Here is a 14,312-nt window from a genome sequence, read left to right on the forward strand (position 1 = left end):
ATCATCCCTGAACGGTAGCGTCATCTTTCTCAAAATTGTCTGGCATCCAAGTCGGTTGGCTATTGTGTACGGCAATGGACCCAGAGACAACCGACCGGATGGGACCAAGGGGTGAAAATTCAGTTTCCGTCACACCCGGATGCCCCCTGTTTCTATCCCGGGGCCCGCCTCTGGTATAATCAGGCACCTTTTCAGCCATCCCGGAGCCGATCCATGTCGAATCCAGCACAAAGCAGCACTCAGGTCCGTCTCGACAAGTGGCTGTGGGCCGCCCGCTTTTACAAGACCCGCAGTCTGGCGCGGGATCAGATCGACGGCGGCAAGGTGCACTACAACGGCCAGCGCACCAAGCCGGGCAAGGCGGTCGAGGTCGGCGCCCTGGTGCGATTCTGGCAAGGCCAGGACGAGCGGGAGGTGCGGGTGCTCGAGGTGAGCGAGCAGCGCAAATCCGCCCCGCTGGCCCAGCAACTCTATGAAGAGACAGAGGCCAGCCTGAAGAAACGGGCCGAAAACAGCGAAGCCCGCCGCTTCAACAGCCAGTTTGCCCCAAGCCCGGAGCGCCGACCTGACAAGCAGGAGCGACGCCAGCTTATCCGGGTCAAGCAATCCTAATCCGCGTCTGTGGCCCCTTTATGACGACAGGTGGAGGAATTAGTTCCTAACCACCTGTTTAACAATGTGTTTATTTTTCCCCAAGAACATCCTAGGAAACCATGATGAGTAACCAAGACCTCCTGTATCGCTATCTGTTCGAAGAGTACGAAGTGCGTGGGGAGCTGGTCCAGCTGGATCGTACCTACCGCCACATCATCGACGCCCAGAACTACCCGGTACAGGTGCAGCACCTGCTGGGCGAGCTGCTGGTTGCCACCAGCCTGCTGACCGCCACCCTCAAGTTTGAAGGCTCCATCACGGTGCAGCTGCAGGGGGACGGTCCGGTACGTCTGGCCGTCATCAACGGCGACAACAACCAGCAATTGCGCGGCGTGGCACGCTATGAAGGGGAATTGCCGACGGACGGCAAGCTGCAAAGCCTGATCGGCAACGGCCATCTGGTCATCACCATCACCCCGGATCAAGGAGAGCGCTATCAGGGCATCATCGCCCTGGAGGCCGACACCCTGGCGGCCTGCCTGGAGCACTACTTCGCCCAGTCCGAACAACTGGCCACCCGCCTCTGGATCCGCACCGGCCACCACGAGGGCGAGCCCCGTGCGGCGGGCATCCTGCTGCAGGAGCTGCCGGCCCAGAGCGAGGATCACAGCGAAGATTTCGACCACCTGGTCCAGCTCACCACCACCATCAAGGACGAAGAGCTGTTCGGTCTGGACGCGGAAGAGATCCTCTACCGCCTCTACCACCAGGACAAGGTACGGGTGTTCGATCCCCAGGCCATCGAGTTCCGCTGCACCTGCTCCCGCGCCCGTTGCGAAGGGGCCTTGCTGCAGATAGACAAGGAGGAAGCGGTATCCATGGTGCAGGAGCTCGGCAAGATCGACATGCACTGCGATTACTGCGGCGCCCACTACGAATTCGACGGGATAGACATCGAAACCCTGTTCAGCAGGGCTCCCGGTAATGATGCAAACCAGTTACACTAATCAAAGGCGGGCAAAACCCGCCTTTAACTTAAATAACAAAAAAATACCCTATTTTATAAAGTTTGATGGCGATCGCTAAAAACTACCACCTAGGTGGTAGCATGAACGTCAGATAGAACCCTACACACCTCTGAACCCAGGAGAATACAATGACAATCGTGGTAGAACCCACCCTGGCCCAACAACTGAAGCTGGACCAATACGGTATCAAAAACAGCCAGGAAATCGTTCGCAACCCCTCCTATGAGCAGCTTTTCGCTGAAGAGACCCGCTCAGACCTTGAGGGCTTCGAACGTGGCGTCGTCACCGAGCTTGGCGCCGTCAACGTCAACACCGGCATCTTCACCGGCCGCTCCCCTAAAGATAAATATATCGTCAAAGATGCCACTACCCAGGATACTGTGTGGTGGTCTGACCAGGGTAAAAACGATAACAAGGCGATTACCCCGGAAGTGTGGTCACATCTGAAAGGGCTGGTCACCAAACAGCTCTCCGGCAAGCGTCTGTTCGTGGTGGACGGCTTCTGCGGCGCCAACCCGGACACCCGCCTGGCGGTGCGCATCATCACCGAGGTGGCCTGGCAGGCGCACTTCGTGAAGAACATGTTCATCCGCCCGAGCGAAGAGGAGCTGAAGGCCTTCAAACCGGACTTCGTGGTGATGAACGGTGCCAAGTGCACCAACCCGAACTGGAAGGAGCAGGGTCTCAACTCCGAGAACTTCGTCGCCTTCAACATGACCGAGAAGATGCAACTCATCGGCGGCACCTGGTACGGTGGCGAGATGAAGAAGGGCATGTTCTCCATGATGAACTACTTCCTGCCCCTGCGCGGCATCGCCTCCATGCACTGCTCCGCCAACGTGGGCAAGGATGGGGACGTGGCCATCTTCTTCGGCCTCTCCGGCACCGGCAAGACCACCCTCTCCACCGATCCCAAGCGTCAGCTGATCGGCGATGACGAGCACGGCTGGGATGATCACGGCGTGTTCAACTTCGAAGGGGGCTGCTACGCCAAGACCATCAAGCTCTCCGAAGAGGCCGAGCCGGACATCTACCACGCCATCCGCCGCGATGCGCTGCTGGAGAACGTGACCGTGGCCGCCGATGGCACCATCGACTTCGACGACGGTTCCCGCACCGAGAATACCCGGGTCTCCTACCCCATCTATCACATCGACAACATCGTCAAGCCGGTCTCCAAGGCGGGTCACGCCACCAAGGTGATCTTCCTGACCGCAGACGCCTTCGGTGTGCTGCCCCCGGTCGCCAAGCTGACCAAGGAGCAGACCAAGTACCACTTCCTGTCCGGCTTTACCGCCAAGCTGGCCGGTACCGAGCGCGGCATCACAGAGCCGACCCCGACCTTCTCCTCCTGCTTCGGCGCGGCTTTCCTCAGCCTGCACCCGACCAAGTACGGCCAGGAGCTGGTGAAACGGATGGAAGCGGCAGGGGCTGAAGCCTATCTGGTCAACACCGGCTGGAACGGCACAGGCAAGCGGATCTCCATCAAGGATACCCGTGGCATCATCGACGCCATCCTGGATGGTTCCATCGAGAAGGCGCCGACCAAGGTACTGCCTGTGTTCAATCTGGAAGTGCCGACCGAGCTGCCGGGCGTCAACCCCGCCATCCTGGACCCGCGAGACACTTATGCCGACCAGGCCGAGTGGGATGCCAAGGCGGCCGATCTGGCCGGGCGTTTCATCAAGAACTTCGAGCGCTTCACCGACAACGACGAAGGCAAACGCCTGGTCGCGGCGGGCCCGCAGTTGTAAGAAACGCGCCTCGCGTCTCGCAATCCCGTACCGGTCAGCCCTGCTGGCCGGTATTTTTTTGGCCGATGCGCGGCATATGGCTCCCGCCAAGCCTTGCCTTGACGGCCCTTGCGCGTTAGATTCAGCCAAACTTTATACAATATACAATTTTGCAACCTGCCCGTGACCCCAGCATGACCCCACCTTACAAGACCCGAACCCAGATGGTGATGGAGAACCTCCGCGGCCGGATATTGCGTGGCGAGTTTGCAGCGGGCGCCCCCCTGCGCCAGGACGCCATCGCCAAGGAGCTGGCGGTGAGCCGCATCCCGGTGCGGGAAGCCCTGATGCAACTGGAAGCCCAGGGGCTGGTGAAGTTCGAGGCCCATCGCGGCGCCGTGGTGACCATGCTGGATGCCTCGGCCATCGAGGAGCTCTTTTATTTGCGGGCACTGCTCGAAGCCGATACCCTGTTCCACGCCGTCGACCTGATGACGGAGGAGACCTTCGCCCAGGCGCAAGCCATCCTCGCCCAGTTTGATCTGGCGCTGGAGTCTGGCACCCAGATCGAACACTGGGCCGAGTTGAATCACCGCTTTCACGCCACCCTCTACCAGGCAGCCAATCGCCCCCAGGCACTGGAACTGATCGCCCAGATCAATCTGAGCTGCGACCGCTATGTGCGTTTCGAACTGCTGTTCGCCCAGGGCGGCGTGGACAAGGCCGAGCGGGAGCACGCCCGACTCCTTGAACTGTGCCGCGCCCGGCGCAAGCACGAAGCAGTGGTACTGCTCAAGCAACACATCGAGGCGGCAGGCCAATCGATCAGACAGATCCTGGCAAGCGGCCACCATCAATGAACACTCACATCACCACAAGCTGGCAATAACGACATGAACCATTTCGAGATTATTGAAACCCGCGTCGCCCAGGTCAGGGCCACACTGGCCACGCTGGAGCTGGACGCCTTCATCGTTCCCCACGACGACGAGCATCTGGGGGAGTACATTCCCGCCTATGCCGAGCGGCTGGACTGGATCACGGGTTTCAACGGCTCCGCCGGGCTCGCCATCATCATGGCGCATCGGGCGGCCCTGTTCATCGACGGTCGTTATACAGTGCAGGCGCGCATGCAGGCGCCGGCCGAGCTGTTCGAGTTTCTCCACCTCAATGAAGACCCCCACGTACAGTGGCTGGCGGAGCAGTTGCCCTCAGGCTCCCGGGTCGGTTTCGATGCCCGCCTGCACAGCCTGGCCTGGTATCAGAACGCCAACGCCGTGCTGACCGAGCGCGGCATCGAGCTGGTGCGCATCGACGAGAACCCCATCGATCTGCACTGGAGCGATCGTCCCGCTCCGACCAAGAGCCCTGTCATCCTCTACAGCGAGGAGCTGGCGGGCCAGTCCAGCCAGGCCAAGCGCGAAATGCTGGCCAGCGATCTGCGCAAGCGCGGGCTGGATGCGGTGCTGCTGACCCAGGCCGAGCCCATCAACTGGCTGCTCAACCTGCGTGGTCGCGACGTGGAACGCCTGCCGGTGGTGCTGGGCTTTGCGGTGCTCTACGCCAACACCACCATGGATTTCTTCGTCGATACCGACAAGATCGACTGCTTCGCCTTCAGCCAGCACGTGGGGCAGGATGTCTCCGTCTACCCCATCGACAAGCTGGGTGACGTGTTGCAGCGCATCGGCGAAGATCAGCAGAAGGTGCTGGCCGACCCCAACACCGCCAACGCCTGGACCCAGCTCGTGATGGAAGAGGCTGGCGCCATTCTGGTGGCCGGCCAGGATCCCACCATGCTGCCCAAGGCGTGCAAGAACCCCGTGGAGCTGGGCGGCATGCGTGCCGCCCACCTGCGCGACGGCGTTGCCGTCACCCGCTTCCTGGCCTGGCTGGATCGCCTGATCGCCAGCGGCGAGTTCGACGGTGTGGACGAAGGCACCCTGGCCGACCAGCTGGAAGCCTTCCGCCACGAGCAGGAGCACTATGTGGAGCCGAGCTTCGACACCATCTCGGCACTCGGCCCCAACGCCGCCATGTGCCACTACCGCCACACCAACGGTACCCCGCGGGCCTTCGGCCAGGACAGCATCTATCTGGTTGACTCCGGCGCCCAGTACCTGGACGGCACCACCGACATCACCCGCACCGTCAAGGTGGGTGAGGTGACCGACGAGCACAGGGCCATGTTTACCCGGGTGCTGCAGGGTCATATTGCCCTGGATCAGGCCCGCTTCCCCCGCGGTACAGCCGGCATCCAGCTCGACGTGCTGGCCCGTATGCCCCTGTGGCAAGCCGGTTACAACTACGACCATGGCACCGGCCACGGGGTCGGCCACTTCCTCAGCGTGCACGAAGGCCCGCAGCGCATCGCCCCCAAGGGCAGCCTGGTGGCCCTGCAGCCGGGCATGGTGCTCTCCAACGAGCCGGGCTACTACCGGGAAGATGCCTTCGGCATCCGCTGTGAAAACCTGGTGGTGGTGACCGAACAGGAGGCCCGTGGCGAGCTGCCGATGCTGGGCTTCGAGCGACTGACCTATGTGCCGTTCGACATCCGCCTCATCGATCGCAGCCTGCTGAGTCCGGCGGAGTTCCGCTGGATCAACGAATACCATGCGGAGGTCTACCGCCGTCTGAGCCCGCTGCTGGAGGGCGAGGATCTCGCCTGGCTGGAGCAGGCAACCAGCCTCCTCTGATGACACAGGGCCTGCGGGCCCTGTTTCTTTATCTGCGGCATGCCACAAATGCCCCCCTTGCATCGACTCCCCGCCCCTTCTACCCTGTGCCTCCTTTTTGGCTGCCCCGCAGCAGAGACCCGATGAGAGGAGCCCCGATGCACTCGTCCCCCGTATTGCGCCTTGCCACCCACACCGACATGCACGCCATCTGGCAGATAGATGCCGATGTCTTCGGCGAGGATGTCTACCCCGGTTTCTTCTTTCGCCAGGCCATGGATCTGTGGCCCGAACTGCTGGTCGTCGCGGAACGGGAAGGCCGACTGCTGGGCTATGCCCTCGGGGGGCTTGGTCAGGATCGGTCGCAGGGCTGGCTGCTCTCCCTCGCGGTGCGTCCCGAAGCGCGCGGCTTCGGCCTGGCCGAGCAAATGATGTTGCAGGTGGAGCAGGGACTGCTGAAACTGGAAGTTGAGCGGGTCAGACTGACCGTTGATCCCGCCAATCCGGCCCAGCGCCTCTACTTCAGGCTGGGTTATCAGCAGTTGGCAGAAGAGAGAGGCTACTTCGGGCCGGGCGAGGATCGCCTGCTGCTGGAAAAAGCCCTGACCTGACCATCCACCACCGGCACGGGAGCCTTCCGGCCACATAATTGGTTACACTTTGCGGGTTTAATGCTCAATCTGGTTGGCGTAAAGTGCAATTCATCACCAGATTAATCCGATGCCCGCCCAGGAGGCCCATCATGTTCAAACGTATTGCTCTCGTCACTCTGCTGGCGGCCACCACCGCCATCACTGGCTGTGCCAACAGCGACGTCTACTCCGGCGATGTCTACACCAAGGATCGCGCCAAGCAGGTACAGACCGTCAGCTATGGCACCATCCTCTCCACCCGCCCCGTCAAGATCCAGGCCGATGAGAACTCCCTGATCGGCACCATTGGCGGCGCCGTGGTCGGCGGCCTGCTCGGCAGCACCATAGGCGGCGGTCGTGGCAGTGACATCGCGGCGGCCGGTGGCGCCATTGCGGGTGCGGCGGCCGGCAAGGCGGCAGGGGACAAACTCAACCAGGTTGACGGGGTCGAGCTCGAGATCAAGAAAGAGAACGGCGAATCCATCGTGGTGGTACAAAAGGCCAGCCCCACCTTTGTGCCTGGTGCCCGGGTCCGCATGACCCAGGGCAACGGCACCATCAACGTGGCCGTGGTGAACTGATAGCGCCGCTCAAGGTGCAACTGCCATAAAAAAGGTGAGCCCGGGCTCACCTTTTTGCGCTCTGCACCACCGAGGATTCACTCCCCCAGATGCAGCCAGGCCGCGATGGACAACTGCAGGCCCACCAGGTCGGCATGGTGGAACAGGGCATGCAATGATGCACGATCCCCGGCCACCTGCATCATCAGACGCTGTTGCGCCTGCAGGCCGGCCAGCCAGGAGGGGGGCACCGTCAGCGTGCCTGCCGCCTCGGCAACCAGGGATACCCCCTCGAGCAGAGCATGCAGCGCCCGTTGTTGTTCGCCAGCATCGTCACTCTCGAGCCAGAGCTGCTCATGATACTGCCAGTGCTGCATACCCAGGGTAATGCTGGCCTTCTGATCTTTGCCCTCAATCCTTTGCAGGGGCTGCACGGCCAGTGGTTTGCCAAGCCCAGCCAGCCTGTATCCGCGCTGCGCCTTGGACTGGGCACCCAGCCGCAATCCTCCCAGCGCCGCCAGCTTGCTCGCCAGGGTGAACAGGGCGCGGGCATCACCGGATTTCAGCTCCAGCTCCAGCTCGTCGATCCCGGTACGCCCCAGGGCACCGACAATCTCCCCCTGATCCCAGGCCAGCTCGATCTCGGCATCTCCGAATGCGATCAGCCAGTGGCGGCGCAGGAAATCGGTGCTGAACTGGGCCACCAGACGGCTCTGGAGTTCATCGCGCACTGCCAGACTCGGCCAGATATCGGCAGGAAAGGCAGACAGGGTCGGAATGGTGCCCTCCACCGGGGCGTTGTACTCGGGTCTGGCGTGCAATCCACCCACGACCTGCCCCCGGCACTTGATGGTCTGCTCGGAAAAATCATCGCTGCGACGAATGCGCAACCCCATCTCGAGCCCACGCAAACCCAGATCGGGCGTGTCGAAATAGACGTTGCCAAGAGCGGCTTGATTGGAAGAGATAATCTCTAGTGAATTCAGAAGCTTGGAGAGGGATTCTTGAATATTGCTGGTGACGAAAAACTTTATCTCGATCTCAGTTTGCATAGTCATTCCGGGCTGGCGGGCAACTTTGGGGGGCATGTTCAGGGTCGCGAGGATATAATGCCAGCGACAGTTCACGATTAATTCACGGTTTTATTGATGGCACAGTTCGGTTACCATGCGCCCCTCATAAAATCGTATCGAGTGTTTTTTCACCGACACAGGTTTGGCCATGCCAGTAAATACTATTTTGGGTCTTTTTGCCAAGTCCCCCATCAAGCCGCTGCAGAAGCATATCGTCAAGGTTCACGTGTGCTGCGAACAGCTCATTCCCTTCTTTGATGCCGTCGCTGAAGACCGCTGGGAAGATGCCGAGAAGATCCGGCAACAGATCGCCCAGCTGGAAAAAGAAGCGGACATCCTCAAGCGCGAAATCCGCTTGAAACTCCCCCGCGGCCTGTTCCTACCGGTCGCCCGTACCGATCTGCTGGAGCTCTTGACCCAGCAGGACAAGATTGCCAACCGTGCCAAGGATATTTCCGGTCGCATGCTTGGCCGCAAGATGGAATTCCCCACCGAGATGCGCGCCGATTTCATGGCCTATCTCAAACGCTGTATCGATGCGACCGCCCAAGCCGAAAAAGCCATCGGAGAACTCGATGAGCTGCTCGAAACCGGCTTTAAAGGACGTGAAGTTGAAATGGTTGCCGAGATGATCCACCAGCTGGATCTCATCGAGGACGATACTGACACCATGCAGATCGGACTGCGCCAACAGCTGCAAGCCGTTGAGCACAAATACAATCCGATCGACGTTATGTTCCTCTACAAGATCCTCGAATGGGTAGGTGACCTGGCTGATCAGGCAGAGCGCGTTGGCGCCCGTCTGGAATTGATGCTGGCTCGTTCGTAATCGACTGACTGGGTAAACACTACTAATGGACATTATCGCGAATTACGGCACCACCCTGGTGCTCGTGGCGGCCTTGTTCGGCTTTTTGATGGCCTGGGGCATTGGTGCGAACGACGTCGCCAACGCCATGGGCACATCGGTCGGCACCAAGTCCCTGACCATCCGTCAGGCGATCATCATCGCCATGATCTTTGAATTTGCCGGTGCCTATCTGGCCGGTGGCGAAGTGACGGCCACCATCCGCAGCGGCATCATCGACAGCAACGCCTTTGCCGACACGCCGGATCTGCTGGTGCTCGGCATGATCGCCTCCCTGCTGGCTGCGGGTCTGTGGCTGATCCTGGCCTCCTATTTCGGCTGGCCCGTCTCCACCACTCACTCCATCATCGGCGCCATCGTGGGCTTCGCCGTGGTGAGCATCGGTCCGGAAGCGGTACAGTGGAACAAGTTTGGCGGCATCGTCGGCTCCTGGATCATCACGCCGGCCATCTCGGGCATCATCGCCTACTTCATGTTCATCAGCGTGCAGAAGCTCATCTTCAACACGGACAATCCCCTAGACAACGCCAAGCGCTATGTCCCCTTCTACATGTTCCTGACGTCCCTGGTCATCTGCCTGGTCACCATCAAAAAAGGGCTGACACACGTCGGTCTGCACCTGAGCAATGGCGAAGGCGCGCTGCTCTCCGTCGCCATCTCTATCGCGGTGGCGTTTGCCGGCTGGATCTATATCCGCGGCCAGCAGTACAACCCGAAAGATGACAGCAAGATGCACTTCGCCAACGTGGAGAAGGTGTTCGGCATCCTGATGATCATCACCGCCTGCGCCATGGCCTTCGCCCATGGCTCCAACGACGTGGCCAACGCCATCGGTCCACTCTCTGCAGTCGCCTCCATCGTGGCGGCCGGCGGCGAGATCGGCGGCAGCTCCCACATCGCCTGGTGGATCCTGCCCCTTGGCGGCATCGGCATCGTCATCGGCCTGGCCACCATGGGCGAGAAGGTGATGGCGACCGTCGGCACCGGCATCACCCACCTGACCCCGAGCCGTGGCTTCGCAGCCCAGCTGGCCACCGCAGCCACCGTGGTGATCGCCTCCGGCACCGGTCTGCCCATCTCCACCACCCAGACCCTGGTCGGTGCCGTCATGGGCGTCGGTCTGGCACGGGGCATCGCGGCCCTGAACCTGGGCGTGCTGCGCAACATCGTGGTCTCCTGGGTCATCACCCTGCCCGCGGGCGCCATCCTGGCCATCGCCATCTTCTACGTGTTGCAGGCCTGCTTCTCCTGAGCAGCCCACGCCGCACGACAAAAAGCCCGGGTCATTGACCCGGGCTTTTTTATGCTTCGCCCATATCACGCCGTCGATTGAGCGTCGATCGGCTGCAGCGTTTACTCCTCGATAAAGGTCCACTCGTCGCGCACCCGGCTGATGGCATCGAGCCGCCGCTTGGCAAGCTGCTCGCGGATTGCCTCCCCTTTGAAGCCGGCCGCCACTATCTCCTTGACCGGCACAGCCTGCGCCGCCTCCAGGGCCTGAGCGACATAGTCCGGCTGACTGTAGACCTTCTCTTCGAAGCCGGTACGACCGTGGAAGTCGGCGCGACAGGCATCGAGCAGCTGGGCAAAGCGCTCCGGTCTGCGCCAGGCATCGGCCTTGTCGAATACCTTGAGCAGGGTCGCGGGCTTGAGCTCGAAGGCAATGTGGATATGGGTGTGCAGGTCGCTCACCAGCAGTGCCAGATCGCGACACTCGTTCGGCACCCGGAAGCGCTCGCAAAAATCGCGAATGAGCGGCAACCCCTTCTGGCCATGGCCATGATGGCTCGGCCAGAAGGCGGGCGGGGTCAGCCCCTTGCCAAAGTCGTGGCAGAGGGACGCGAAGCGCACGGTCAGTTCGGGGGAGAGACGACATGCCTGCGCCAGCACCATCATGGTGTGGATGCCGGTGTCGATCTCCGGGTGCCATCTGGCAGGGGCCGGCACACCGAACAGGGCATCGAGCTCGGGGAAGAGCGCCTTGAGTGCGCCGCATTCGCGCAGCACCTCGAAGAAGATCTGGGGTGTCGGCCCCAGCAGCACTTTTTCCAGTTCCTTCCAGACCCGCTCCGGGGTCAGGTGGGCCAGCTCTCCAGCCTCCGTCATCTCGCGCATCAGCCCCAGCGTCTCGGGGGCCACCACGAACCCCTGGGCATGGAAACGGGCGGCGAAGCGCGCCACCCGCAGGATGCGCAGGGGATCCTCGGCAAAAGCCGGTGAGACATGGCGCAGCAACCGCGCCTCCAGATCCTGCACGCCGCCGTAGGGATCGTGCAGTTGCCCGTCCTCATCTTCGGCGATGGCGTTGATGGTGAGATCCCGGCGCAGCAGATCCTGCTCCAGTGTCACCTCGGGGGCGGCATGGCAGACGAAGCCGGTGTAACCCTGCCCCTGCTTGCGCTCGGTGCGCGCCAGGGCGTACTCCTGCTGGGTTTTGGGGTGGAGAAAGACCGGAAAGTCTCGGCCCACCTGGGTGAATCCGAGACCCAGCATCTGCTCCACCGTGGCACCGACCACCAGGTGATCCCTGTCACCCTGGGGCAGTCCCAACAGGCGATCCCGTACCGCCCCTCCTACCAGATAAATCTGCACGCGCACTCTCCCTCGATAAACTTGCCCCGATGATACCGCTTTTGGCCAAGAGAGACGATGTGCCCCCACCGCACCGGGCTCGTCATCACTCGGCCGGGCGGCCGCTTTCCGTCATCGTCCTGGGTGAGTCAGCCCGTGGTTCGAGCCAGCTCCCCTTATGGTATCCGGGTCTTTGACATCCCTTTTGGGAGGCTTTAACCTGCCGCCCATAACAATGGAATGGATCCTTATGTACACACAGTTCTTCGGTCTGTCGGAGCCCCCGTTCTCCATCTCGCCCAACCCCAAATACCTCTATATGAGCGAGCGTCACGGGGAGGCCCTCGCCCACCTCAACTACGGGTTGCAGGACGGTGGTGGCTTCGTGCTGCTGACCGGGGAAGTGGGTACGGGAAAGACCACCGTCTCCCGCTGTCTGCTGCAGCAATTGCCCGCCGACACCGAGATCGCCTACATCCTCAATCCCTCTCTGACCGAGCGGGATCTGCTGGCCGCCATCTGCGACGAATTCCAGTTGCCCTACGGCGAAGAGGCCAGCCTCAAGCAATTGTTCGACCTTATCCGGGATCATCTGCTGGCGAATCTGGCGGCAGGCAAGCGCAGCGTGGTGCTGGTGGATGAAGCCCAGCACCTGCTGCCCGGCGTGCTGGAGCAGTTGCGACTGCTCACCAATCTGGAGACAGACGAGAAGAAACTGCTGCAGGTGGTGCTCATCGGCCAGCCCGAGCTGCAACAGATGCTGCGCCAGCCCCTGCTGCGCCAGCTGGCGCAGCGGATCACCGCCCGCTATCACCTGCAGCCGCTGTCGCGCCAGGATGTGGATGCCTATGTCCGCTTCCGGTTGCAGGTGGCAGGCTGCGTCCAGCCCATCTTCACCCCCAGGGCCATCCAGACCCTGCATCGCCTCTCCGGGGGCATTCCCCGCCTCATCAACCTCATCTGCGACCGCGCCCTCATCGCCGCCTTCGCCCGTGGCAGCCACAAGATAGTGCACGGGGACATCAGCCAGTCCGCGTATGAGGTGAGCGGCATTCGAGACGAGGGAAGCTGGCAATCCGGCCTCACGGTCGCCCTGGTGGGCGCCCTGCTGGTCGCCACCGGCTGGTGGGGCTGGCAATTCTTCGGATTCTTCCCAGCCCGCCCCCTGGTCAAGGTCGAGGTACCGGTCAAGGTGGATGACACGCCAGAGCAGCAGGCCCAGCTGACCCGCGCCATCAATCAGGCGCTGGAGCCGGACGTCGCCATGCAGAATCTCTACAAGGTATGGGGCTACCAGGCCGAGCTGGAGGAGGCAACCTGCGACAACGCCCCCCGTGCGGGCCTGCGCTGCCAGGAGGGAGAAGCCTCCCTGGCGCAATTGCAGGCTCTGCAATACCCGGCCCTCATCAGTCTCACCGACGAGACCGGCGGCCTCTATTACGCCACCCTGGTCAGCCTGGGGGCGGACAAGGCTTCCCTGCTCATCGGCAACCAGAGCTGGCAGGTGGACAGGCAGTGGCTCTCCGACGCCTGGGGCGGCAGCTATACCCTGCTCTGGCGCATGCCCAGGGGCAACGTGCCCCTGATAGCGAGCAATGCCGGGGCTGCCCAGGTGCAGTGGCTGGACAACGCCCTTAGCCGCGCCATGCAGCAACCCGATCGCAAGGTGAGCCGCTTCGATGCCACCCTCAAGAACAAGCTGCAACAGTTCCAGCGCGAGCAGGGACTGACCCCGGACGGCATCGCCGGCAGTAACACCCTGCTGCGGCTGAATGTGGCCTCCGGCGAACCCATGCCCAGGCTGGAGGATGAATCCCTGCGAGCCAGCACGCCGGTCGATCTCGACAGCGTGGCAGATGATGAGACGGACCCCATGGTCGAGGAGGCCTCCTGATGTCCACCCTGCTCAAGGCCCTGCGCCGGGCCGACCAGCCCCAGTTCACCCCCCATATGCCGCTCATGGGTCTGCCCGTGAGCCAGGAAGAGGAGCCCAACCGCCGCTGGATCTGGTGGGCCCTGGTGCCCCTGGCCCTGGTGATGGGCGCCGCCGCCAACTATGGCTGGCACCTCTATCACCTCAAACCAGTGGAACAGCAGGTCGAAGTGAAGGAAGTGGTGACTCCCCCCTTCGTGCGGGTCGAACCCAGGCCCATGATCACCCGGCCGCTGCCGCCCCCCCTGCCGGAGCCCGTGGTCGCTCCAAGACCTGCCGCAACCCCGGCTGCGACTACCGCAAGCCAGGGGGGACAGAGTCTGGCAGAACGGCTGATGGCCGCACTCAACAACACGCCGCTGGTGGAAGAGAGTGCGCCCCAGGCTCAGGTCCAGACCAGTGCCATCCCCCTCGGCGCTCTGGCCCCGGCCCTGAAACAGCAGGTACCGTCCCTTACCTATGGTGCCCACAACTACTCCTCCGACCCTGCCAAGCGGGCCGTGGTGCTCAATGGACGGGAGTGGCGCGAGGGCAATGAGATCGCCCCCGGTGTCATCCTGGCAGCCATCGCCCAGGACTACATCGTCCTGCAGATCGGCGGCCAGTATGCCAGCCTCAAGGCGCTGCAAGACTGGCGCGGCTGAT

13 protein-coding genes are annotated in these 14,312 nt (G+C 62.1%); 11 read left to right on the top strand and 2 right to left on the bottom strand.

Going from position 1 to position 14,312, the window contains the following annotated elements; all coding sequences use genetic code 11:
* Positions 1-213: 213 nt before the first annotated feature.
* The 7 genes from hslR to C2U30_RS11050 all read left to right on the top strand — a co-directional run bounded on the left by hslR (position 214) and on the right by C2U30_RS11050 (position 7,243).
* Entirely contained in the window at positions 214-612 is a 399-nt protein-coding gene (gene hslR, locus C2U30_RS11020) for a ribosome-associated heat shock protein Hsp15 (protein ID WP_010675728.1), read from the top strand.
* Positions 613-716: 104 nt separating this feature from the next.
* Positions 717-1,601 (top strand): Hsp33 family molecular chaperone HslO, encoded by an 885-nt coding sequence (gene hslO / locus C2U30_RS11025; RefSeq protein ID WP_010675729.1) that lies wholly within the window; start codon positions 717-719, stop codon positions 1,599-1,601.
* Positions 1,602-1,750: 149 nt separating this feature from the next.
* Positions 1,751-3,376 carry a phosphoenolpyruvate carboxykinase (ATP) gene (gene pckA, locus C2U30_RS11030; protein ID WP_069784268.1) on the top strand — a complete coding sequence of 542 codons (1,626 nt, stop codon included), beginning with the start codon at positions 1,751-1,753 and terminating at the stop codon, positions 3,374-3,376.
* Positions 3,377-3,549: 173 nt separating this feature from the next.
* Entirely contained in the window at positions 3,550-4,215 is a 666-nt protein-coding gene (locus C2U30_RS11035; RefSeq protein ID WP_029314822.1) for a GntR family transcriptional regulator, read from the top strand.
* 33 nt (positions 4,216-4,248) lie between these two features.
* Complete coding sequence (locus C2U30_RS11040; RefSeq protein WP_103243750.1) at positions 4,249-6,051, top strand: aminopeptidase P family protein; 1,803 nt, start codon at positions 4,249-4,251, stop codon at positions 6,049-6,051.
* A gap of 137 nt (positions 6,052-6,188) precedes the next feature.
* Positions 6,189-6,641, top strand: coding sequence for a GNAT family N-acetyltransferase (locus tag C2U30_RS11045; RefSeq protein WP_010675733.1), 453 nt, complete (start codon positions 6,189-6,191; stop codon positions 6,639-6,641).
* Between the two features lie 131 nt (positions 6,642-6,772).
* On the top strand, positions 6,773-7,243 hold the full coding sequence (locus C2U30_RS11050; RefSeq protein WP_010675734.1) for a glycine zipper 2TM domain-containing protein: 471 nt from the start codon (positions 6,773-6,775) through the stop codon (positions 7,241-7,243).
* A 77-nt stretch (positions 7,244-7,320) separates the two neighbouring features.
* Here C2U30_RS11050 and C2U30_RS11055 read toward each other — a convergent pair whose 3' ends face one another.
* Positions 7,321-8,274, bottom strand: a complete 954-nt coding sequence (locus C2U30_RS11055; protein ID WP_103243751.1) for a CYTH domain-containing protein — start codon at positions 8,272-8,274, stop codon at positions 7,321-7,323.
* Between the two features lie 169 nt (positions 8,275-8,443).
* Between C2U30_RS11055 and C2U30_RS11060 the strand changes: the two genes are divergently transcribed.
* Together C2U30_RS11060 and C2U30_RS11065 are read left to right on the top strand one after the other, a co-directional pair.
* Positions 8,444-9,124 carry a TIGR00153 family protein gene (locus C2U30_RS11060; RefSeq protein ID WP_010675736.1) on the top strand — a complete coding sequence of 227 codons (681 nt, stop codon included), beginning with the start codon at positions 8,444-8,446 and terminating at the stop codon, positions 9,122-9,124.
* A 25-nt stretch (positions 9,125-9,149) separates the two neighbouring features.
* Positions 9,150-10,415 (top strand): inorganic phosphate transporter, encoded by a 1,266-nt coding sequence (locus tag C2U30_RS11065; protein WP_069784272.1) that lies wholly within the window; start codon positions 9,150-9,152, stop codon positions 10,413-10,415.
* 101 nt (positions 10,416-10,516) lie between these two features.
* Here C2U30_RS11065 and C2U30_RS11070 read toward each other — a convergent pair whose 3' ends face one another.
* Positions 10,517-11,755 carry a multifunctional CCA addition/repair protein gene (locus C2U30_RS11070; protein ID WP_052815540.1) on the bottom strand — a complete coding sequence of 413 codons (1,239 nt, stop codon included), beginning with the start codon at positions 11,753-11,755 and terminating at the stop codon, positions 10,517-10,519.
* Between the two features lie 229 nt (positions 11,756-11,984).
* Here C2U30_RS11070 and C2U30_RS11075 point away from each other — a divergent pair, with 229 nt between their 5' ends.
* Both C2U30_RS11075 and exeB read left to right on the top strand, forming a co-directional pair.
* Positions 11,985-13,628: an ExeA family protein gene (locus C2U30_RS11075; protein ID WP_199767267.1), complete on the top strand. Its 1,644-nt coding sequence runs from the start codon at positions 11,985-11,987 to the stop codon at positions 13,626-13,628.
* Complete coding sequence (gene exeB, locus C2U30_RS11080; protein ID WP_103243752.1) at positions 13,628-14,311, top strand: GspB family T2SS assembly factor variant ExeB; 684 nt, start codon at positions 13,628-13,630, stop codon at positions 14,309-14,311. The genes C2U30_RS11075 and exeB overlap by 1 nt, the downstream gene beginning before the upstream one ends.
* Position 14,312 lies beyond the last annotated feature (1 nt).

The sequence above is a fragment of the Aeromonas sp. ASNIH5 genome (assembly GCF_002902865.1).
In the GTDB taxonomy this organism is placed as follows: domain Bacteria; phylum Pseudomonadota; class Gammaproteobacteria; order Enterobacterales; family Aeromonadaceae; genus Aeromonas; species Aeromonas caviae.